The sequence below is a fragment of the Saccharothrix ecbatanensis genome (genome assembly GCF_014205015.1).
In the GTDB taxonomy this organism is placed as follows: domain Bacteria; phylum Actinomycetota; class Actinomycetes; order Mycobacteriales; family Pseudonocardiaceae; genus Actinosynnema; species Actinosynnema ecbatanense.
Genome location: NZ_JACHMO010000001.1, coordinates 6,020,625 through 6,042,152, shown reverse-complemented (window position 1 = coordinate 6,042,152; position 21,528 = coordinate 6,020,625). Strand labels below are relative to the sequence as shown.

17 protein-coding genes and 2 tRNA genes are annotated in these 21,528 nt (G+C 69.4%); 15 read left to right on the top strand and 4 right to left on the bottom strand.

Annotated features, from left to right (window positions below):
• Window positions 1–9: 9 nt before the first annotated feature.
• The 3 genes from ilvN (at window position 10) to F4560_RS25655 (ending at window position 1,900) form a co-directional block, all read left to right on the top strand.
• Window positions 10–516, top strand: coding sequence for an acetolactate synthase small subunit (ilvN, locus tag F4560_RS25665; protein ID WP_053723072.1), 507 nt, complete (start codon window positions 10–12; stop codon window positions 514–516).
• A 31-nt stretch (window positions 517–547) separates the two neighbouring features.
• Window positions 548–1,561: a ketol-acid reductoisomerase gene (ilvC, locus tag F4560_RS25660; RefSeq protein ID WP_184923973.1), complete on the top strand. Its 1,014-nt coding sequence runs from the start codon at window positions 548–550 to the stop codon at window positions 1,559–1,561.
• A 69-nt stretch (window positions 1,562–1,630) separates the two neighbouring features.
• Complete coding sequence (locus tag F4560_RS25655; RefSeq protein ID WP_184923971.1) at window positions 1,631–1,900, top strand: DUF397 domain-containing protein; 270 nt, start codon at window positions 1,631–1,633, stop codon at window positions 1,898–1,900.
• 38 nt (window positions 1,901–1,938) lie between these two features.
• Here F4560_RS25655 and F4560_RS25650 read toward each other — a convergent pair whose 3' ends face one another.
• A complete protein-coding gene (locus tag F4560_RS25650; RefSeq protein ID WP_184923969.1) occupies window positions 1,939–3,234 on the bottom strand; it encodes a hypothetical protein in 1,296 nt (431 codons plus the stop codon).
• Between the two features lie 442 nt (window positions 3,235–3,676).
• Between F4560_RS25650 and serA the strand changes: the two genes are divergently transcribed.
• The 7 genes from serA (at window position 3,677) to cimA (ending at window position 15,199) form a co-directional block, all read left to right on the top strand.
• Window positions 3,677–5,266, top strand: a complete 1,590-nt coding sequence (gene serA, locus F4560_RS25645) for a phosphoglycerate dehydrogenase (RefSeq protein ID WP_184923967.1) — start codon at window positions 3,677–3,679, stop codon at window positions 5,264–5,266.
• Between the two features lie 263 nt (window positions 5,267–5,529).
• Complete coding sequence (locus F4560_RS25640; RefSeq protein WP_184923965.1) at window positions 5,530–8,859, top strand: S8 family peptidase; 3,330 nt, start codon at window positions 5,530–5,532, stop codon at window positions 8,857–8,859.
• Between the two features lie 227 nt (window positions 8,860–9,086).
• Complete coding sequence (locus F4560_RS25635) at window positions 9,087–10,124, top strand: 3-isopropylmalate dehydrogenase (RefSeq protein WP_184923963.1); 1,038 nt, start codon at window positions 9,087–9,089, stop codon at window positions 10,122–10,124.
• 535 nt (window positions 10,125–10,659) lie between these two features.
• Window positions 10,660–11,667, top strand: a complete 1,008-nt coding sequence (locus F4560_RS25630; RefSeq protein WP_221484658.1) for a FecCD family ABC transporter permease — start codon at window positions 10,660–10,662, stop codon at window positions 11,665–11,667.
• Window positions 11,667–12,419 (top strand): heme ABC transporter ATP-binding protein, encoded by a 753-nt coding sequence (locus F4560_RS25625; protein ID WP_184923959.1) that lies wholly within the window; start codon window positions 11,667–11,669, stop codon window positions 12,417–12,419. The genes F4560_RS25630 and F4560_RS25625 overlap by 1 nt, the downstream gene beginning before the upstream one ends.
• On the top strand, window positions 12,416–13,393 hold the full coding sequence (locus F4560_RS25620) for an ABC transporter substrate-binding protein (protein ID WP_184923957.1): 978 nt from the start codon (window positions 12,416–12,418) through the stop codon (window positions 13,391–13,393). Before F4560_RS25625 ends, F4560_RS25620 begins: the two co-directional genes overlap by 4 nt.
• A 210-nt stretch (window positions 13,394–13,603) precedes the next feature.
• Window positions 13,604–15,199, top strand: coding sequence for a citramalate synthase (gene cimA, locus F4560_RS25615; RefSeq protein WP_376775344.1), 1,596 nt, complete (start codon window positions 13,604–13,606; stop codon window positions 15,197–15,199).
• Here the strand turns inward: cimA and F4560_RS44950 are convergent.
• Window positions 15,180–15,794 carry a S1 family peptidase gene (locus tag F4560_RS44950; RefSeq protein WP_184923955.1) on the bottom strand — a complete coding sequence of 205 codons (615 nt, stop codon included), beginning with the start codon at window positions 15,792–15,794 and terminating at the stop codon, window positions 15,180–15,182. The genes cimA and F4560_RS44950 overlap by 20 nt on opposite strands.
• A gap of 57 nt (window positions 15,795–15,851) precedes the next feature.
• Between F4560_RS44950 and F4560_RS25605 the strand changes: the two genes are divergently transcribed.
• Window positions 15,852–16,622 carry a fumarylacetoacetate hydrolase family protein gene (locus F4560_RS25605; protein ID WP_184923953.1) on the top strand — a complete coding sequence of 257 codons (771 nt, stop codon included), beginning with the start codon at window positions 15,852–15,854 and terminating at the stop codon, window positions 16,620–16,622.
• 49 nt (window positions 16,623–16,671) lie between these two features.
• On the opposite strand, the gene F4560_RS25600 is transcribed toward F4560_RS25605, so the two are convergent.
• A complete protein-coding gene (locus tag F4560_RS25600) occupies window positions 16,672–17,919 on the bottom strand; it encodes an FAD-dependent oxidoreductase (RefSeq protein WP_184923951.1) in 1,248 nt (415 codons plus the stop codon).
• Window positions 17,920–18,009: 90 nt separating this feature from the next.
• Between F4560_RS25600 and gltX the strand changes: the two genes are divergently transcribed.
• The 4 genes from gltX to F4560_RS25580 all read left to right on the top strand — a co-directional run bounded on the left by gltX (window position 18,010) and on the right by F4560_RS25580 (window position 20,666).
• Window positions 18,010–19,500 (top strand): glutamate--tRNA ligase, encoded by a 1,491-nt coding sequence (gene gltX, locus F4560_RS25595; protein WP_184923949.1) that lies wholly within the window; start codon window positions 18,010–18,012, stop codon window positions 19,498–19,500.
• Between the two features lie 104 nt (window positions 19,501–19,604).
• Window positions 19,605–20,342, top strand: a complete 738-nt coding sequence (locus F4560_RS25590; RefSeq protein WP_312869473.1) for an HAD family hydrolase — start codon at window positions 19,605–19,607, stop codon at window positions 20,340–20,342.
• Between the two features lie 102 nt (window positions 20,343–20,444).
• Window positions 20,445–20,516 (top strand) — tRNA-Gln (locus F4560_RS25585).
• 77 nt (window positions 20,517–20,593) lie between these two features.
• Window positions 20,594–20,666 (top strand) — tRNA-Glu (locus tag F4560_RS25580).
• Window positions 20,667–20,801: 135 nt separating this feature from the next.
• Here F4560_RS25580 and F4560_RS25575 read toward each other — a convergent pair.
• Window positions 20,802–21,503, bottom strand: a complete 702-nt coding sequence (locus tag F4560_RS25575) for an IclR family transcriptional regulator (RefSeq protein ID WP_051772024.1) — start codon at window positions 21,501–21,503, stop codon at window positions 20,802–20,804.
• Window positions 21,504–21,528 lie beyond the last annotated feature (25 nt).

Here is a 21,528-nt window from a genome sequence, read left to right as displayed (position 1 = left end):
CGAGACGTGATGACTAGGCACACCCTGAGCGTTCTGGTCGAGGACAAGCCCGGTGTCCTCGCACGGGTCGCCGGCCTGTTCTCCCGGCGGGGGTTCAACATCGAGTCACTGGCCGTCGGCCGCACCGAGCACCCGGACATCTCCCGGATGACCATCGTGGTGTCGGTGGACGAGCTGCCGCTGGAGCAGGTCACCAAGCAGCTCAACAAGCTCATCAACGTCATCAAGATCGTCGAGCTGGAGCCCGCCGCGTCCGTGCAGCGCCAGCTCCTGCTCGTCAAGGTCCGCGCCGACGCCACGGTGCGCAGCCAGGTCCTGGAGACGGTGCAACTGTTCCGCGCGAAGGTTGTCGACGTCTCCCCGGAGGCGGTCACGGTCGAGGCCACCGGCACGTCCGAGAAGCTCGACGCGCTGCTGCGGATGCTGGAGCCCTACGGGCTCCGCGAGATCGTCCAGTCCGGCATGGTCGCCATCGGCCGTGGCGCGCGCTCCATCACCGCGACCGCGGTGCGCTGATTTTCCGGTTCCGAGGAAGGAAGTACCACCAGTGAGCGTCGAGATCTTCTACGACGACGATGCCGACCTGAGCATCATCCAGGGGCGCAAGGTCGCGGTCATCGGCTACGGCAGCCAGGGCCACGCGCACGCGCTGAGCCTGCGCGACTCGGGCGTCGACGTCCGGATCGGCCTGCCCGAGGGCTCGAAGTCCCGGGCCAAGGCCGAGGAGGAGGGCCTGCCGGTCGGCACGGCCGCCGAGGTCTCCGCGGAGGCCGACCTGATCATGATCCTGGCGCCGGACACCGCGCAGCGGCACATCTACGCCAACGACATCGCGCCGAACCTCAAGGACGGCGACGCGGTCTTCTTCGGCCACGGCTTCAACATCCGCTACGGCCTGATCACCGTGCCGTCCAATGTGGACGTCGCCATGGTCGCGCCGAAGGGCCCGGGCCACCTGGTCCGCCGCCAGTTCGTGGACGGCAAGGGCGTGCCCGCGCTGATCGCGATCGAGCAGGACGCCACCGGCAACGCGCAGGCGTTGGCGCTGTCGTACGCCAAGGGCATCGGCGGCACGCGCGCGGGCGTCATCAAGACCACGTTCAAGGAGGAGACCGAGACCGACCTGTTCGGTGAGCAGGCCGTCCTCTGCGGTGGCGCGTCCGCGCTGGTGCAGGCCGGTTTCGAGGTGCTGACCGAGGCCGGTTACGCCCCCGAGGTCGCGTACTTCGAGTGCCTGCACGAGCTGAAGCTGATCGTGGACCTGATGTACGAGGGCGGCATCGCCCGGATGCGCTACTCGATCTCCGACACCGCCGAGTTCGGCGACCTCACCCGCGGCCCGCGCGTCATCACGCCGGGGGTCAAGGACGAGATGCGGAAGATCCTGACCGAGATCCAGGACGGCACGTTCGCCACCGAGTGGGTGAACGAGGACGACGCCGGCCGCGGCAACTACAAGAAGTTGCAGCAGGAGGGCGAGCAGCACCCGATCGAGGAGGTCGGCAAGAAGCTGCGCGACCTGATGTCCTGGGTCGACCGCCCGATCACCGAAACGGCCTGAGACCAGCGTTTCACCCCCTCGGAGCCCGCAGTGTTCTCGAACGCTGCGGGCTCCGGTATACCTAGGGCCATGACCGACAGCGCGCCCATCTACGACGACAAGGCCCACGTCCGGGGCAACCTCGACCTCACCGCCGCCGAGTGGATCCGCAGCGACGAGGGCGCAGAGGAGGAAGAGGAGCACGTCGAGATCGCGTTCGTCGAGCACACCGACGGCGTGACGTACACGGCGATGCGAAACTCGGCCCACCCCGAGGGCCCGGTCCTCGTCTTCACGCCCGCCGAGTGGGAGGCGTTCATCCTCGGCGTCAAGGACGGCGAGTTCGACGAACCCTGGTGAGCCGCCGGCGGCTCCCGCGGCGGCGCCACCGCGCCCCGTCAGCTCCCGATCGCGGTCAGAACGGTCGCCAAGTCGGTGATCATGGCGTCCTCGGGCGGCGCGACCATATCCTTTCCGTTGGCGACCCTGGTGGTGACCTTGATCAAGACATGCGTCGTGTCGCCAACCACGTAGCCCGCCTGCACGGAACCCGAACTGTCACCCCCGGCGCCTTTCACGGTGTAATAAACCGCGTAGCCGGCATCGCCCACCGGGAGTTCGTGGATCCGGCCGAACTCGTACGTCTTGTCGGACGCTCGTTCCACCAGACTCTGCAACTCCCTCGCCATGTCTTCCTCGGCGGGCGTGTTCGAGTTCTTCTGGCCCAAGCCGACGCTGATTTCCACCTTGCGGTGCACGGAACCATCTTTGTGCGACGTGCCTTTGGGTGGCTCGTACGTACAAGCAGAGCGGTTGGCGACGCGGGTGACAGCCAACTTCCCGGCGGCCGCCGCTTCGAACTTCGCGCACACCTTGTCGCCCGTGGTTCCCTCGGCAACCGGGTTCGCCTTCGCCGCGGCCAGGGTCGGGTGCTCCGCCAGATCGGGCTTGGTGATCTGCGGGTCGCCCGGCTTCCCCTCGCCGCTGAGCGACTTGACGATGTCGGAGATCTCCCGATAGGTGATCTCCTCGGTGAGCGGGTCGGCCAGCACACGCTCACCGTCCTTGGCCGCGCGGTGGACGTTGCCCCACACCGCGACCCACACGAGGTCGTCGCCCGACCGGAACAACGCCTCGGTGTCGGTTCGCGCGCCGGTGGCCCCGGCGGCCTTCCTCACCCGGTGGAAGACGTACCCCCCGTCGCCTGCGGGGAAGTGCTCGATCTTGGTCGACTCGTACTCGGGGTTCTTCTGCTCCGCGTCCCGCATGCGCACGGCTTTGTCGAAGAAGCGCTGGTAGCGGTCCTCGGCTCCGTCTCGCCAGATGGCGACGTCGGAACTCATCATGATCGCGCCGTCGGTCAACAAGGACAGTCCGGGCGTGATGAAGCGGCAGTTGATCCCGCCTTCCGTCGTGCTCCCGGAGATCCGCCGGTAGCCGCGGGCGGTCATCGCCTTCTCCATCGCGCCGCACATCGCGTCGACCCCGTCGCCGTACCGCAGCGCTCCCGGGTCGGGAGCCGTCAACTGCTCCAGCCTCGAGTTCTTCGGGAGGTCCTCGGTCGCCGCCGACGAGCCGCTGTCCGCCTGCCAGTACCACACTCCACCGGCGCCACCGAGCACCAGCACCACGGCGATGATCACCGCGACCAACGGGCCCTTGCGCTTCTTCGGCGTGCCTGGCGGAGCCGCCATCGTCTGCTGCATCGGCAGGGCGGACGGGGGATAGTGCTGCGGCGGGTAGTGCGGCTGCCGAGGGTGCTGAGGACCTTGCGACTGGTGGGACAAGCTGAAATCTCCCCTGTGGTTCGCGGCCGGCGCAGCCACGCCGCTTCGGAACATACGGTTCCCGCGACGCCCGCGATGTCAGGCGAACAACTGACAACCGGCCACCCCGCGAGCCCTCCACTCCGGCGCCGCGAGTCTCCGGCGTCGCGAGTCGTCCGCTCGTGTCCTTGTAGGACGCGCGTACCGTGTTCCAGCAGGTGAAACGGGGCACCCGGATGTCAGTCGCGGGGCAGGAGCCGACTATGCTTGTTAACAAACCGGACACATTGTCGTGGCCGGCCGGCGCGGGTGACGACCTGCTCGACGGCCCCGCGCGCCCCACCCGTTCACACCTCCGGGAGCGACGTCCGTGACCAAGCCCGTTGTCCTCATCGCCGAGAAGCTCGCACCGTCCGTTCTCGACGTCTTCGGTGATGGCTTCGAGGTGCGCCACGTCGACGGCACCGACCGTCCCGCGCTGCTCGAAGCCGTCGCCGACGCCGACGCACTCCTGGTCCGCTCCGCCACCAAGGTGAACGCCGAGGTCTTCCAGGCCACCACCAAGCTGAAGGTCGTCGCCCGCGCGGGCGTGGGGCTGGACAACGTCGAGGTGCCCGCCGCCACCGAGCGCGGCGTGATGGTGGTCAACGCGCCCACCTCGAACATCGTCAGCGCCGCCGAGCACGCCGTCGCGCTGCTGCTCGCCACCGCACGCCAGATCCCGGCCGCGCACGCCACCCTCCAGGCCAACGAGTGGAAGCGCAGCAAGTTCAACGGCGTCGAGGTCCAGGGCAAGACGGTCGGCGTGGTGGGCCTGGGCAAGATCGGCCAGCTGTTCGCCGCCCGCATCGCCGCCTTCGGCACCGAGCTCATCGCGTACGACCCGTACGTCAGCGCCGCCCGCGCCTCGCAGCTCGGCATCGAGCTGGTGACGCTGGAGGAGCTGCTGGAGCGCGCCGACTTCATCTCCATCCACCTGCCGAAGACCCCGGAGACCAAGGGCCTGATCGGCGCCGCCCAGCTGGCCAAGGCCAAGCGCGGCGTGATCATCGTCAACGCGGCCCGCGGCGGTCTGGTCGACGAGGACGCGCTGGCCGAGGCCGTGAAGGAGGGCCAGGTCGGCGGCGCGGGCATCGACGTGTTCTCCACCGAGCCCACCACCGAGAGCCCGCTGTTCGGCCTGCCGAACGTCGTGGTCACGCCGCACCTGGGCGCGTCCACCACGGAGGCGCAGGACCGGGCGGGCACGGACGTGGCCAAGTCGGTGCTGCTCGCGCTGGCCGGAGACTTCGTGCCGGACGCGGTGAACGTGCAGGGCGGCGGTGTGGTCGGCGAAGAGGTCCGCCCGTACCTGCCGCTGGTGCAGAAGCTCGGCACGGTGGTCGCGGCGCTGAGCGCGAAGGCCCCGACCTCGGTCACCATCGAGGTGCGCGGCGAGCTGTCCAGCGAGGACGTCGCGGTGCTGCCGCTGGCCGCGCTGCGCGGCGTGTTCTCCAGCGTGGTCGAGGAGCAGGTCACCTTCGTCAACGCGCCGGGCCTGGCCACCTCGCTCGGCGTGAGCGTCGACCTGGTGAAGGAGCCGGAGAGCGCCAACCACCGCAGCCTGGTCACGGTGCGCGCGGTGCAGGCGGACGGCGCGGTCATCACCGTGTCGGGCACGCTCACGGGTCTCGACCAGGTCGAGAAGCTGGTCGGCGTCAACGGCCGCAGCTTCGACCTGCGTGCCGAGGGCAACGTGCTGCTGCTGGAGTACCCGGACCGGCCGGGCGTGATGGGCACCGTCGGCACGCTGCTCGGCGAGGCCGGCGTGAACGTCGAGGCCGCGCAGATCAGCCAGACCAAGGACGGCGCGGACGCGTTCATGCTGCTGCGCGTCGACCGCCCGGTGGACACCGCGGTGCTCGACCCGATCGGCGCGTCCGTCGGCGCCCGCACGGTGCGCTCGGTCAACTTCGACTGATCTGCGTCCCCGAAACGGAGTAACGCCGCCGAGACCTGCCGATGTATATCGCCGCAGGTCTCGGCGGTGTCACACTTAACGGTTAGTCGTCAAAACTGTGGGTGTCGTCACTCGTTCGGACGAATTGATCGACTCGATCGAGCGGTTAGGTTCCCTCCCACGAGGTTGACCCGGTGCCGTAGAGGGCACGGCACCACGCGGGCAGTTCCCCCGATTCACGACGCTGCCTGCCCGGTCGAATCCGACCTCGGTTGGGGCACGTTGTGAGCCGATCTCGCCTTGTCGCCAGATCAGCCGTGCCGGTGTTGGCCGCGATACTCGTCGCAGGGTCCACCGCCGGTACCGCGCTGGCCGCCGATGATCCACTGGCGCCGTCCGTCGCCGCCGCGCGCGGACTGGACGCGGGCAAGTTGCAGTTGAAGGTGTCCGACCGGCTGACCGCCGCCAAGGGCCGCGTCACCGCGTTCGTGGAGTTGGAGGCCAAGCCGGCCGTCGACACGTTCGCCGAGCAGACCGGCAAGGGCGCGACCAAGCAGCAGGCGAAGGACGCCGCCAAGGCCACCAAGAACGACACCGGCCGGGTCACCGACGTGGTCGTCGACGCCCTCAAGGGCAAGGACTCGGCGACCAAGGAGCTGTTCCGGACCGCGAACGGCGTGCCGGGCGTGGTCGTCCAGGCCGACGCCGCGAAGGTGCGCGAACTGGCCCAGCGCGCGGACGTGAAGTCCGTGCGCACCGTGGTGCCGAAGGTCCGCCAGAACTCCACCGCCGTGCAGCTGACGAACACGCTCAAGGCGTGGCAGGAGTACGGCAAGCTCGGTGACGACACCCGCATCGGCATCGTCGACACGGGCATCGACTACACCCACAGCGACTTCGCCGGCCCCGGCACCATCGAGGCGTTCGAGGCGATCGACGAGACCAAGGTCGACGCCTCCTACTTCCCGACCGCCAAGGTGGTCGGCGGCTACGACTTCGTCGGCAACGCCTACGACGGCAGCAGCGACGACCCGGCGCTGAACACGCCGAAGCCGGACCCGAACCCGCTGGACTGCAACGGCCACGGCTCGCACGTCGCCGGCACCGCCGCGGGCTTCGGCGTCAACGCCGACGGCGCCACGTTCAAGGGCGACTACACCAAGCTCACCCCCGAAGCGCTGGACGCGATGCGCATCGGCCCCGGCACCGCGCCGAAGGCCCTGCTGTACGCGCTGAAGGTGTTCGGCTGCGACGGCTCGACCAACGTCACCGCGCAGGCCCTCGACTGGGCGCTCGACCCGGACGGCGACGGCGACTTCTCCGACCACCTCGACGTGGTCAACCTGTCGCTCGGCTCGGACTACGGCGCCCCGGACGACCCGGACAGCCTGTTCGTGCGCAAGCTCAACGCCTCCGGCGTGCTCACCGTGTTCTCCGCGGGCAACGGCGGCGACCTGTACGACATCGGCGGCTCGCCGGGCAGCACCCCCGAGGCGCTGACCGTGGCCAGCACCCGTGACTCCTACGTGCTGCGCGACGCGGTCGAGGTGACCGCGCCGGCCGGTTCGGCGGGCAAGAAGCCGGGCCAGTACAGCGTGGCCTTCAACTACGAGGGCGCGAACGTCAGCGCAGCCGTCGTGGCGATGTCCGACCCGGCCAACAAGGACGGCTGCCTGGCGTTCAACGCCGCCGACAAGGCCGCCGTCGCGGGCAAGATGGTGTGGCTGGAGTGGGACGACAACGACGCCACGCGTCGCTGCGGCTCGGTCGGCCGGACCAACAACGCCACCGCGGCCGGCGCCGTGGGCGCGGTGTTCACCTCGAACCTGGAGCACTTCAACGCGGGCATCTCCGGCAACGCGTCGATCCCGGTGTTCCAGCTCACCGGCTCGGCCACCTCGGCGCTGCGCCCGGCCCTGGCCGCGGGCACGCTGGCGGTCCGCCAGGCGGGCGACCTGCGCACCTCGCTGCCGACGTTCGACGCGTCGATCACCGACACCCCCAGCTCGTTCACCTCGCGCGGCGTGCGCGGCCCGGTCGTGAAGCCGGACGTGGCCGCCCCCGGTGACTCCATCGCCTCGGCGCTGGTCGGCTCGGGCAACAAGACGATGGTCAACTCGGGCACGTCGATGGCCGCGCCGCACATCGCCGGTGTCGCCGCGCTGGTGCGCCAGGTCCACCCGGACTGGACGCCGGAAGAGGTCAAGGCCGCGGTCATGAACAGCGCGGGCTCCGACGTCAAGGCGGACGGCAAGACCTACGCGCCCAACCGCGTCGGCGCCGGTCGCGTCAACGCCAAGGCCGCGGTGGAGAACCAGGTGCTCGCCTACGTGCAGGACGACCCGGGCGCCGTGTCCGCGTCGTTCGGCACGGTCGAGGTGGCGCAGCCGGTCTCGCGGACCAAGACCATCAAGGTGGTCAACAAGTCCACCAACTGGGTGGACTACACCGTGGGCTACGAGGCGCTGACCCAGATCCCGGGTGTGCGCTACGACCTGTCCGCGACCACCGTGCGGCTCAGCCCTCGCGGCGTCGCCCGGATCACCGTGACGCTGAAGATCGACGACCCGGCCGCGCTGCGCAAGACGGTCGACCCGACGATCGAGGCGAACCACCTCGACACGCCGCGCCAGTACCTGGCCGACGCGTCGGGCCGGGTCGTGCTGACGCCGACCAAGGGCTCCGCGGTCCCGCTGCGGGTGCCGGTGTACTCCGCGCCGAAGCCGGTGGCCGACATCAACGCGCCGAGCAGCGTCCGGATCACGGGCGGCGGCCAGGGCGTGCTGAACCTGACCGGCCGTGGCGTCGACCAGGGCGCGTACAAGTCGCTCGTGAGCGTCCTGGAACTCCAGGCGTCCTCGCCGCGGCTGCCGGAGTGCCGCCGCAACATCACCTCCAACTGCGTGCTGAACAACACGGCCAAGGGCGGAGACCTGCGTCACGTCGGCGTCACGTCCACCGCGCCGCTGGCCAAGGCGCAGGGCAAGCCGGAGCAGTCGCTGCTCGCGTTCGGCCTGTCGACCTGGGGCAACTGGTACAACCTCGGCAACAACACCATCCCGTTCGTCGACATCGACACCAACGGCGACGGCGCGTTCGACTACGAGGTCTACGCGACCAAGCTGACCGACACCGACCTCCTGGTCTCCGTCGCGGTGGACCTGAACACCGGCGCCACCGTCGACATCCAGGGCGTCAACGGCCAGTTCGGCGACGTGGACACCAACGTGTTCGACACCAACGTCGTGGTGCTGCCGGTGCTGCTGTCGGCACTGGGCATCGACCCGTCGGCGGACACGTCGCGGATCAGCTACCAGGTCGGCGTGGCCGGGTTCTACGTGGCGCCGGGCTCGTCCAACGGCCTGATCGACGCGATCCCGACCGCGCTGTCGTTCGACCCGCTCAAGCCGGGGCTGTGGGTGCAGGGTGGCGGCGACGCCGCGCTGTCCTACCAGTCCCGCCCGGGCACCGCGCTGGTGGTCAACCGCGACGCCGAGTCGCTGGTGCTCGACCGCGCGGACAGCCTGCTCGTGCTGAACCACCACAACGCCTCGGGTGACAAGGCGGACGTGGTGCAGGTGCGGGGCCGTTCGGGCAACCGCTCAGCGGACTGACGTCGTGCGTCGCTCTGGCCGGTCGGGGGTTGCCCCGGCCGGCCAGAGCCGTTTAAGCGCATCGGGTGACGACCGAACGGGTGTCTTGAACCGTTCGGGTGTCCCGCAGTCCGGGAGATATGGCCACGGAGGGGTGTTCCGAGTGCGGTTCCGGCGCTCCGGACCGGTAGCCTTTCGCAGTGATAACTAGTCCCGCGCATTGGGACTGATACCTGGGAGGTGTGTGGATGCGGCTCGCAGTGATCCCAGGAGACGGGATCGGGCCCGAGGTCGTCGCCGAGGCCCTGAAGGTACTCGGTGAGGTCGTTCCCGCGGCTGAGATCACCCGCTACGACCTCGGCGCGGCGCGTTGGCACGCCACAGGTGAGTTGCTGCCGGAGTCCGTGCTCGGGGAACTCCGCCAGCACGACGCGATCCTGCTTGGCGCCGTGGGCGACCCGTCGGTGCCCAGCGGGATCCTGGAACGCGGTCTGTTGCTCCGACTCCGGTTCGAACTCGACCACCACGTGAACCTGCGCCCGGCCCGGCTGTACCCGGGTGTGCGCAGCCCGATCGCCGACCCGCCAGAGATCGACATGGTGGTGGTGCGAGAGGGCACGGAGGGCCTGTACGCCGGCAACGGCGGGCTCTTGCGCAAGGACACGCCGCACGAGATCGCGACCGAGGTGTCGATCAACACGTCGTTCGGCGTGGAGCGGGTGGTGCGCGACGCGTTCGGCCGTGCCGCGAACCGGCCGCGCAAGCACCTCACGCTCGTGCACAAGACCAACGTGCTCACGCACGCCGGGTCGTTGTGGTCGCGGGTGGTGGAGGAGGTGTCGTTGCAGCACCCCGACGTGACGGTGGCGTACCAGCACGTGGACGCGGCGACGATCCACCTGGTCACCGACCCCGGTCGGTACGACGTGATCGTGACGGACAACCTGTTCGGCGACATCCTGACCGACCTGGCGGCGGCGGTGACCGGTGGCATCGGTCTCGCGGCGTCCGGGAACCTCGACGTGACGCGGCGCAACCCGAGCATGTTCGAGCCGGTGCACGGCAGCGCGCCGGACATCGCGGGGCAGGGCATCGCGGACCCGACGGCGGCGGTCCTCTCCGTCGCCCTGATGCTCGACCACCTGGGCGAGTCGGAGTCGGCCAGGAGGATCGAAGCGTCGGTGGCTTTTGATTTGGCGACTCGTGACCACTCGTCGCCCGGTGCCACCTACGCGGTGGGCGACCGCCTCGCCGCGCTCGTCTCGTCCAACGTCCGAACCGGCTGACCCCGCGCGAGTCGAACCCTCAGGACCCGCGTGTCGAACGCTCAAGACCCGTGAGTCCTACGTTCAGAACGCGTGAGTCCTACGTTCAGGACCCCCGAGTTCAACGCTCAGAACGGCGGGTTCGACGCTCGGAACGCTGGGTTCGACGCCCAGAACACTGGGTTCGACGCTCGGAACACGTGATCAGGGCCACCACGGCAGCCGTCGTGGTGGCCCTGAGCGCTTCGCGGGCCGTAGGGTCGCCGGTACCGCCCGTGGGGGAAGTCCGGTCGAATTCCGGCGCTGACCCGCAACGGTAGGCCGAGCACCACGCTCGGCGAGCCCGATCACCCGTGGGCGGTGGGAAGAAGCTCCATTCCTGCCGTGGTCCGCGGGACGGGTGCGCCGGCCTGCCACGAGCGGCGTCGGGCGGCCGGTCAGAGGCCACCTGGCCGAAAGGCGACCGGTGACCTCCACCAGCAGTCGGCCCACGACTGAGCCCACGACTGAGCCCACGACTGAGCCCACCGCACCACGCCGCCCGTCCACCGCGGCCCTGTGCCTGGCACTCGCCGCGGTCCTCGCCGGCTCGATCGTCTGCGGTGTCGCGCTGGGTCCGGTGGGCATCCCGTTCGGCGACGTCCTCCGCTTCCTCCAAGCCGCCCTCACCGGCGGAACGATCGACGCCGCCGAAGCAGGCCCCTACCGGATCGTCTGGGACATCCGACTCCCACGCGTCCTCCTCGCGGCCGTCGTCGGCGCGGGCCTCTCGGTGGTCGGCGTAGCGATCCAGGCCATGGTCCGCAACGCCCTCGCCGACCCGTACGTCCTCGGCATCTCCTCCGGCGCGAGCGTCGGAGCCACCGCGGTGGCGACCACCGGCCTGTTCGCCTCCCTCGGCATCTACGCCCTCTCCACGGCCGCGTTCCTCGCCGCACTGGCCGCGATGGCGATCGTCTACCTGGTCGCCGGCCGCAACCTCACCTCGCTGCGCCTCGTCCTCACCGGCACCGCCATGGCCTACGGATTCTCCGCCATCGCCATGCTCCTGGTCTTCCAATCGCCACGAGGAGAGGCCGCACGGGCCGCGATGTTCTGGCTCCTCGGCAGCCTGGGCGGCGTCACGTGGGCGTCCCTGCCGATCGCGGCGGCGGTCGTCGGCGCGGGCATCGTCTACCTGCGAACCCGCGCCAAGCACCTCAACGCGCTCTCCATGGGCGACGAAACCGCCACCACCCTCGGCATCGACGTCTCCCGCACCCGCCAGGAACTCTTCCTCGTCACCGCCGCCATGACGGGTGTCCTCGTGGCGGTCAGCGGCGCGGTCGGCTTCGTCGGCCTGATGCTCCCGCACCTGGTCCGACTGATCGTGGGCGCGGACCACCGCAAGGTGCTCGCCGTGGCGCCGTTGGCCGGAGCGTGCTTCCTCATCTGGGTGGACGTCGCCGCACGCCTGCTCGCCGCACCCGAAGAACTGCCCCTCGGCGTCATCACGGCCGCACTCGGCGTGCCGTGCTTCATCCTGCTGATGCGCCGCCGCGGCTACGTGTTCGGCGGTCGCTGATGGACGTCCGACTCGACCACGTCACCGTCGACCGCATCCTCCACGGCGTCGACCTGCACGCCGGAGCAGGCGAGGTGCACGGCATCGTCGGCCCCAACGGCAGCGGCAAGTCCACCACCCTCCGCTGCGTCTACCGGGCGCTGAAACCGTCCGGGGGAGTGATCCGCCTGGACGGCACGGACATCACCACCGCCAAGATCCGTGACACCGCGAAGGACCTGGCCGCGCTCACCCAGGACAGCCACGTCGAGTTCGACTTCACCGTCGCCGAGGTGGTCGCGATGGGCCGCCTCCCGCACCGCGCCACCCCGCGCCAGGACGAGGAGATCCAAGCCGACGCACTGTCCCGAGTGGACGCCGCGCACCTCGCCGACCGCAGCTTCCTCACCCTCTCCGGCGGCGAACGCCAACGCGTCCTCATCGCACGGGCCCTCGCCCAGCAGCCGAAGGTCCTCGTCCTGGACGAACCCACCAACCACCTCGACATCAGCCACCAACTGGCCGTCCTCGACGTCGTCCGCGGGCTCGGCGTCACCGTCCTGGCCGTCCTGCACGACCTCAACCTCGCCGCCGCCTACTGCGACCGCCTGCACGTCCTCGACCACGGCCGGGTGGTGCGCAGCGGCAAACCGGCGGAAGTGCTCACCCCGGAAGTCCTCCAAGAGGTCTTCCACGTCCGCGCGCACGTCGTGCGCCACCCCACCAGCGGCGTGCCGCAACTGCTGTTCGAACACAGGGAGACCCACCCGTGAAGAGGCTCGTCGCGTTCACCCTGGTCCTGCTCACGACCGGTTGCGGTGCGCGGATCGCCCACACCGAGCCGACCGACACCGTCACCGTCACGAACTGCGGGCAGGAGGCCACCTACGCCAAGCCGTCCCGTGTGGTCACCAACGACACCGGCATCACCGAGCTCATGTTCGCGCTCGGCCTGGGCGACCGGATGGCGGGCTACGTGATCGGCGGCAGCCGGACGAGCGACGTCGAGTCGTCACCGTGGAAAGCGGACTTCGAACGGGTGCCGGACCTCGGCGAGCAGATCACCAAGGAACTCGTCCAGGGCGCGCGGGCCGACATGGTGTTCGCCGGCTGGAACTACGGCTTCTCGGAGAGCACCGGCTTCACCCCGGACGCGCTCAAGGACATGGGCATCGCCAGCTACCAGCTCACCGAGGCCTGCCGTAACGGCGTGGGCACGCAGCGCGGCATCATGCCCCCGCTCGAAGCCCTCTACACCGACCTCCGCAACCTCGGCCGCATCTTCGGCGTGGAGGCCAAGGCCGAGGAGCTGATCGCGGGCTACCGCAAGCAGGTCGCGGACGCGGCGAAGCTGGTCAAGGAGCACCGCCCGAAGGTGTTCCTCTACGACAGCGGCCTCGACCAGCCGTTCACCTCGGGACGCAACGGCGCGCCGCAGGACATCATCGACAAGGCCGGCGGCGAGAACGTCTTCGGCGACCTGGACGACAGCTGGACCACGGTCGGCTGGGAGGCCGTCGTCGCCCGCGACCCGGACGTGGTGCTGATCAACGACTACGCGGACGGCCAGGCGACCACACCGGACGAGAAGCGGGCGTTCCTGGAGTCCTACCAGCCGCTCCGGGACGTTGCCGCGATCAGGGACAAGCGGTTCTTCGTGCTGCCGTACGCGGCACTCGTGGAAAGCCCGCGCAACCCGGCCGCGATCGAGGCGTTCGCCAGGTTCCTCGCCGACAACGCCGGGTAGCGACGGCTAGCTGCACCCAGGATGTGGGACAACCCGTCCGTGGCTTGGTCTCGTCGGGCGGGTTGTGGCACCATCGGCGACGTGGCTCTCCACACCGTCTTCATTATCGCTGAGCGCGTCGGCTAGTGCTTCCTCGAAGCAACCGACGCGCTGACCTCTCGCATCCTGCGGGGGGTCTTTTTGTTTTCCGAGATCTCTAGGAGCCCCTTCGTGACCCCCCTCGGCGATTCATTCCACCTCTTCGACACGACCCTGCGGGACGGCGCCCAGCGCGAGGGCATCTCCTACTCGGTCAACGACAAGCTGGCCGTTGCCCGCCTGCTCGACTCGCTGGGCGTGGGGTTCATCGAAGGTGGCTGGCCGGGCGCCATGCCGAAGGACACGGAGTTCTTCGCCCGTGCCGCCGCAGGGGAGCTCACGCTCAAGAACGCGCAGCTCGTCGCGTTCGGCTCGACCCGCAAGGCGGGCGTCAAAGTGGAGGAGGACGCGCAGGTCAGGGCCCTGCTGGAGGCCCGGACGCCGGTCGTGACGCTGGTCGCCAAATCGGACCGCCGGCACATCGAACGGGCGCTGCGCACGGACGTCGCGGAGAACTGCGCCATGGTCCGCGACACCGTCCGCTACCTGGTGGACGAGGGCCGCCGGGTCTTCCTCGACGCCGAGCACTTCTTCGACGGCTTCGCCTTCGACCCGGACACGTCGCTGCGCGTGCTGGAGTCCGCTGTGGAGGGTGGCGCGGACGTCGTCGTGCTGTGCGACACCAACGGCGGCCAGCTGCCCCTGGGCCTGGCCGAGACCGTCGCCGACGTGATCGCCCGCACGGGCTTCCGCGTCGGCATCCACTGCCAGGACGACACGTCCTGCGCGGTGGCCAACACCATCGCCGCGGTGCAGGCGGGGGCGACCCACGTCCAGTGCACCGCGAACGGTTACGGCGAGCGGGCCGGCAACGCCGACCTCTTCGCCGTCGTCGGGAACCTCGTGACCAAACTCGGCCTTCAGGTGCTACCGCACGAATCGCTGGTCGAGCTCACCCGGGTCTCCCATGCGTTGGCCGAAATCGCGAACATCGCACCCGAAACCCACCAGGCGTACGTCGGGTCGTCGGCTTTCGCCCACAAGGCGGGGCTGCACGCGAGCGCGATCAAAGTGGATCCGGAGCTGTACAACCACATCGATCCGGACACCGTCGGCAACGACATGCGGGTGCTGGTCACCGAGATGGCGGGTCGGGCCAGTCTCGAACTCAAGGGACGTGAGTTCGGGATCGACCTGACCCGCCGGCCGGAAGCGCTCACCAACGTGGTGCGCAAGGTGAAGGAGCTGGAGTCCGTCGGCTGGTCGTTCGAGGCCGCCGACGCCTCCCTCGAACTGCTCATCAAGAACGAGCTGTCCGAGCTGGACACGCCACCGTTCGTGTTGGAGTCGTACCGCGTCGTGCTCGACCACAACCAGGACGGCGTCATCGTGTCCGAGGCCACGGTGAAGGTGCACGTGGCCGGTGAACGGGTCATCGCCACCGCCGAGGGCAACGGCCCGGTGCACGCGCTGGACGCCGCGTTGCGGAAGGCGTTGCTGCCCCACCTGTCCTGGCTGGACGCGGTGGAGCTGAACGACTACAAGGTCCGCATCCTCACGGATCAGCACGGCACCGACGCCGTCACCCGCGTGCTGGTGGAGTCCACCGACGGCGAGCGCGAGTGGACCACCGTCGGCGTGCACGGGAACATCGTCGAGGCCACCTGGCTCGCCCTGTGCGACGCGCTGGTGCACAAGGCGTCCCGGATCAGCCCGTCACAAGCCTGAACCCCTCCGCGGACAGGATCCGGTTGATCGGGTAGAAGAAGGACGATGCGCCGCTGGAGCAGTTGCCGGTGGCGCCCAGCACGTGGCCCTGCGCCTGGGTGCCGGTGAAGACGGGCGACCACTGGTCACCGGGTTCGATGCACAGGCTCGTCCGTGTCAGCCCGTAGACCGTGCCGGTCGGGTAGGAGACGGTGACGTTCTTGGCCACCACGGTGCCGCACCGCCAGCCGGTGGTGCGGCCCACCGTGCAGACCTGCCCGCCGACGGGCGTCTCGAACGAACCGGTGATGGCCTGGTTGTACCCGGCGACGGTGGGCCGCTGGATCCAGGCGTAGGGGTTGGTGATCCGGACGACGGCGTAGGTCGACCGGACCGCGATGATGGGCCCGATCTCGACGCCGCCAGGCCCGCGGACGGTCGTGCCGACGGGGCCGCACGACGGCGAGACCAGCAGGTGGCCGTGCACGTTGAAGCCGTTCGCGCAGCGCATGCCGGTGGACGTGGTGAGGATGGTGCCGGCTTCCAGCGGGGTCGCCGCCGAAGCGGGGGTCGCCGTGGCGACCAGCAGGGTGAGGACGATCAGCAGGGTTCGCATCCCTTCGACGCTAGGGACGAACGGTGCGGTTTCAAGCCGCCGGTTAGGGTGATCTCCGTGCGCATTGCCCGTATCGCCCAGCCCGACGGCCTCGCCTTCGCCGCGATCGAGGGCGAAGGCGACGACCTGACCGCGGTCGAGATCGCCGACGACCCCTTCGCCAACCCCACGTTCACCGGTCGCCGCTGGCCGCTGGCCGACGTCCGCCTGCTGGCCCCGTTCCTGCCGCCCAAGATCGTGGCGATCGGCCGCAACTACGCCGAGCACGCCGCCGAACTGGGCAACGAGGTGCCGGACAACCCGTTGATGTTCCTCAAGCCCAACACCACCGTGATCGGGCCGAACGTCGACATCAAGCTGCCCGCGGTGTCCGAGCGGGTCGACTTCGAGGGCGAACTCGCGGTGGTCATCGGCATGGGCGGCCGGGACATCCCCGCCTCGCGCGCCCGCCAGTCGATCCTCGGCTACACGATCGCCAACGACGTCACCGCGCGCGACCTCCAGAAGGCCGACGGCCAGTGGACGCGGGCCAAGGGCTTCGACACGTTCTGCCCGCTCGGGCCGTGGGTGGAGACCGAGTTCGACCCGTCCGACGTGGCCATCCGCACCGCGGTGGACGGCGAGGTCAAGCAGGACTCGCGGACCTCGCTGCTGCTGCACGACATCCCGGAGCTGATCGAGTACATCTCCGCGGTGATGACCCTGCGCCCCTTGGACGTGATCCTCACCGGCACGCCCGCCGGCGTCGGTCCGCTGGCGCCGGGGCAGACCGTCTCGGTGACCGTCGAAGGTCTGGGCACGTTGACCAACCCGGTCTCGAAGCGCTGAGGCTCCGGCTCCGAGGGTTTCAGCTCCGAGGGTTTCAGCTCCGGGGGTTTCAGCTCCGCTCGATGCGTTCGGGCGCGCGCCGGGCGAACGCCGGCGCGTGCTCGGGCCGCAGCCCGATCGCCACCAGGTAGCCGGGCACCACCTGGAGCCGCGGGAACCGCCGGATCAGCCGGATCACCGACGGCACCTTGCCCTGCGCGATGGTCGACGTGCCCGTCAGCGTCGGCTTCAGGAACGAGTCCTGGATCCGCCGCTGGAACGCCTGCGTCGCCGCGGTCGGGAACCACCGCCGCCGCCGGACCTTCGCCAGCACCTTCGGGCTCAGCTCACCCCGCCGCAGCGGCGCGGCCACGATCGTCGCGGCGGCCACCGCGTCCTGCACTGCCAGGTTGATGCCCACCCCGCCGATCGGCGACATGGCGTGCGCCGCGTCACCGATGCACAGCACACCGTCGCCGTGCCAGCGCCGCAACCGGTCGAGTTTCACGTCCAGCAGCTTCACGTCGTCCAGCGACTCGACGGTCTCCATCCGTTCCGCCAGCCACGGCACGAGGTCCGCCATGCGCTGCCGGAACGCCTCGATGCCCTCCGCCCGCAGCTGCCGGTCGGTGCCCTTGCGGATCAGGTACGCGCACTGGAAGTAGTCGCCGCGGTTGATGAGCACCAGCCCCTGACCACGGCTGAAGCGGCCGGTGCCGCCGCTGGGCTCGTCGGGGTTGCGCGGCACCCGGAACCACCAGACGTCCATCGGCGCGCCGAACTCGTGCACCGGCAGCCCGGCCTGCTCGCGCACCGGCGAGCTCCGCCCGTCGGCCGCGATCACCAGGTCCGAGGCCAGCTCGCCGGTCTCGCCGCCCGCGGTGCGGTAGCGGACGCCCGTCACCTTGCCGTTCTTCCGGACCAGGCCGGTGAACTCGGTGTTCATCCGCAACGTGAAGGTCGGTTCACGCTTGCCCGCGTCGGCGAGCAGGTCGAGGAAGTCCCACTGCGGCACGAACGCGATGTGCTTGTGCGGTCCGGGCAGCCGGGACAGGTCGGCCATCGTCTGCGGGCCGCTGTCCAGCAGCACCTGCATGCGGTCCACCAGCTGGTGCGGCACCTCGCTGAACGACGGCCCGAGGCCCAGCTCGTCCAGCAGCGTCAGCGTGGACGCGTGCACCGTGTCGCCGCGGAAGTCGCGCAGGAAGTCGCCGTGCTTCTCCAGCACCGTCACCTCGACACCTGCCCTGGCCAGCAGCAACCCGGCCACCATGCCCGCCGGGCCGCCGCCGACGACCACGACTCCAGTCGTCTCCATGATCAACCACCCCTCTTTTCAACACCAGTTGAATAAGTTCAGGATGCTCCTCGATACCGGCTCGGTCAAGCCGGATAGTCTGATCGGGTCATGAGCGCATCAGCTGCAAAATCAGAGGTCCGCGTCCGGTTCTGCCCGTCGCCGACCGGCACGCCCCACGTCGGGCTCATCCGCACCGCCCTGTTCAACTGGGCGTACGCCCGCCACACCGGCGGCGCCGTGGTGTTCCGGATCGAGGACACCGACGCGGCCCGCGACTCCGAGGAGTCGTACCTCTCGCTGCTGGAAGCCATGCGGTGGCTCGGCCTGGACTGGGACGAGGGTCCCGAGGTCGGTGGCCCGCACGCGCCGTACCGGCAGAGCCAGCGCCGCGACCTCTACGAGGACATCGCGAAGCGCCTGTTCGAGGCGGGGGAGCTGTACGAGTCGTTCTCCAACGCCGAGGAGATCGACGCCCGTCGCAAGGCCGCCGGGCAGGACCCGAAGCTCGGCTACGACGGCCACGACCGCGGGCTGACCGACGAGCAGAAGGCCGCGTTCCGCGCCGCAGGCCGCGAACCCGTGCTGCGGCTGAAGATGCCCGACGAGGACATCACGTGGGTCGACCTGGTGCGCGGCGAGATCACGTTCAAGGCGGGCAGCACGCCCGACCCGGTGATGGTGCGCGCCAACGGCGACCCGCTGTACCCGTTCGTGAACCCGGTGGACGACGCCCTCATGGGCATCACGCACGTGCTGCGCGGTGAGGACCTGCTGCCGTCGACGCCGCGCCAGATCGCGCTGTACCAGGCGTTGACGCGAATCGGTGTCACGTCGTTCACGCCCGAGTTCGGGCACCTGCCGTACGTCATGGGCGAGGGCAACAAGAAGCTCTCCAAGCGTGACCCGCAGTCCAACCTGTTCCTGTACCGGGACCGCGGTTTCGTCCCCGAGGGACTGCTGAACTACCTGGCGCTGCTGGGCTGGTCCATCGCGGACGACCGCGACATCTTCTCGGTCGAGGAGCTGGTCGAGGCGTTCGACCTGGCCAAGGTGAGCGCCAACCCGGCCCGCTTCGACCTGAAGAAGGCCGAGGCGATCAACGCCACGCACCTGCGCGCGCTGCCCGTCGAGGACTTCGTCAGCCGCGTGCTGCCGTACCTGATCAAGGACGAGGTGCTGCCGCCCGAGCCGACCGAGGAGCAGGTGGCCCTGCTCGCGGGCGTCGCCCCGCTCGTGCAGGAGCGGCTGGTCGTGCTGTCCGAAGCGTCCGGAATGGTCAGGTTCCTGTTCGTCCCGGACGAGGACTTCACGCCGGAGCCGGACTCGGCGGCCAAGGCGCTCGGCGAGGACGCCAGGCCGGTGCTGGAGGCGAGCATCAGCGCCCTGGAATCCCTTCCGGAGTGGACTGCCGCCACGATCGAGGAGGCCCTGAAGGTGTCCCTTGTGGACGGATTGGGCCTCAAACCGCGCAAGGCGTACGCCCCGGTGCGGGTCGCCGTGACGGGCCGTACCGTCTCGCCTCCGCTGTACGAATCCATGGAACTGGTCGGTCGAAGTCGCTCGATCGGCCGCTTGCGCCGCGCGCTCGGGGCAATCTGACTGGTTCGTTCGGGGGGTTCAGCGGTGCTTGACCGTGCAAGAACCGCCAGATATCACCTCTCTGGTCGAGTCGGACGAGGGGTGACCGCACCTAGCCTCACGGGGTGACAACCGCAGCCCCGACTTACACACCTCGGAGAACCGGCGAGATCCGGGCCGTGTGCCTCGACGTCGACGACACCCTTGTCGACTACAGCACATCGTCCCGGGACGCCTTGGCCGCGATGGTCGGCAACGCCGACGCCTGGCCGCTGTGGCAGCGCATCACCGACGAGCACTGCGAACGCCTCCTCGCGGGGGAACTCGAATACGAGACGATGCGCAACATCCGCACGCGCGCGTTCTTCGCGGCCCTCGGTGAGGAGCTGGACCAGGAGGAGGCGACCCGCCGGGAACTGCACCGGCAGGGCGTCCTCGCGTCCGGCTGGCGGCTGTTCCCCGACGTCGTGCCGTGCCTTGAGTGGCTGCGGGCCACCGGTCTGCCCATGGCCGCCGTGAGCAACGCCTCAGGGCGGCACCAGCGGGTGAAAATCGCCACGCTGGGGCTCGCCCAGTACTTCGACACCGTGCTCATCGCGGGCGAAGTGGGCGCGGCCAAACCGGACCGGGTGATCTTCGACACCGCGTGCGCCGACCTGGGCGTGGAACTGGGTGACACGGTGCACGTCGGCGACCGCCTGCACGCCGATGCGATCGGTGCGCGTGACGCGGGGATGAAGGGCGTGTGGCTGAACCGCCAAGGCCCGCGCGAGGGCGCGCTGCCCGCCGGCATCTCCGCCATCACCAGCCTCGCTGAGCTGCCCGAACTGCTCGTCTGCGAGCTGTCGGCCGCCTCGGCGTGACCCCGATTTCCGTTCCGCCGGGCCCGTGGTCTAGTATTCCTCCCGGCGGAACGGACAGCCCCCTGAAGCAAGACCGACAGGGAGCAAGGCCCGGGAAACCAATGGGGTATGGTGTAATTGGCAGCACGACTGATTCTGGTTCAGTTAGTCTAGGTTCGAGTCCTGGTACCCCAGCTGCGGCGGTAGAAAACCACATGTGGTAAGCTACCTCCCAACGCAGGACAGCAAGACAAAGTGAATAAAAAGATCCTGGCCCCGTCGTCTAGCGGCCTAGGACGCCGCCCTCTCAAGGCGGTAGCGTGGGTTCGAATCCCATCGGGGCTACTCGGAAGAACCGCATCTGTATCCCAGGTGCGGTTCTTCCTGTTTCTCGTCTACTCGCACTTCTTGTTCTACCGGCACTTCCGCAAAGCGAAGGCCCGTCACCGTCGAAACCGGTGGCGGGCCTTCGTCGTTGCCTCAGAGACGTGACTGGAGGGCCTCAGCGGCTGCTAGGAGGTCTGCGGCCCACCGCGCGCCCGGACGGCGTCCCATGCGGTCAATGGGGCCGGAAACGGAGACCGCGGCGACGACAGAGCCCGAGCTGTCCCTTACCGGCGCGGAAACGCTCGCCACTCCGGGCTCCCGTTCCGCCACCGACTGCGCCCAACCACGCCGACGTACCTCCAACAAAGTCCGTTCGCCGTAAACGGCGTCGGCGAGAACGGAACGCTGGGTTCCGGGATCCGACCACGCGGCCAATACCTTGGCGCCGGAACCGGCCGTCATCGGCAATCGCGCGCCGATCGGAACGGTGTCGCGCAAACCACTCGGTGGTTCCGCCGAGGACACGCAGATCCGCTGCATCCCGTCCCGCCGGTACAACTGGACGCTCTCGCCCGTGATGTCCCGCAACCGCGGCAACACCGAGGACGCCGCGTCGAGCAGCGGGTCGGTGGCACCGCCCGCCAACTCCGCCAGTGCCGCGCCTGGACGCCAGCGCCCGTCCGAACCCCGTCGCAGCAACCGGTGCACCTCGAGCCCTACCGCCAACCTGTGCGCGGTGGCCCTCGGCAAGCCCGTCCGGTTGCACAACTCGGCGAGCCCACACGGATCCTTCGCGACGGCGTTCAACACGGCCACTGCCTTGTCGAGCACGCCGATCCCGCTATGCTGTCCCACAAGCCGATACTAACTTCCCACTGTC

What these genes read in the sequence shown, in the direction of transcription:
- F4560_RS25635 (WP_184923963.1), top strand. Translation starts at nt 9,087, where the DNA reads ATGCGGCTCGCAGTGATCCCAGGAGACGGGATCGGGCCCGAGGTCGTC.
- F4560_RS25655 (WP_184923971.1), top strand. Translation starts at nt 1,631, where the DNA reads ATGACCGACAGCGCGCCCATCTACGACGACAAGGCCCACGTCCGGGGC.
- gltX (WP_184923949.1), top strand. Translation starts at nt 18,010, where the DNA reads ATGAGCGCATCAGCTGCAAAATCAGAGGTCCGCGTCCGGTTCTGCCCG.
- F4560_RS25625 (WP_184923959.1), top strand. Translation starts at nt 11,667, where the DNA reads ATGGACGTCCGACTCGACCACGTCACCGTCGACCGCATCCTCCACGGC.
- F4560_RS44950 (WP_184923955.1), bottom strand. Translation starts at nt 15,794, where the DNA reads ATGCGAACCCTGCTGATCGTCCTCACCCTGCTGGTCGCCACGGCGACC.
- F4560_RS25650 (WP_184923969.1), bottom strand. Translation starts at nt 3,234, where the DNA reads ATGGCGGCTCCGCCAGGCACGCCGAAGAAGCGCAAGGGCCCGTTGGTC.
- F4560_RS25600 (WP_184923951.1), bottom strand. Translation starts at nt 17,919, where the DNA reads ATGGAGACGACTGGAGTCGTGGTCGTCGGCGGCGGCCCGGCGGGCATG.
- ilvN (WP_053723072.1), top strand. Translation starts at nt 10, where the DNA reads ATGACTAGGCACACCCTGAGCGTTCTGGTCGAGGACAAGCCCGGTGTC.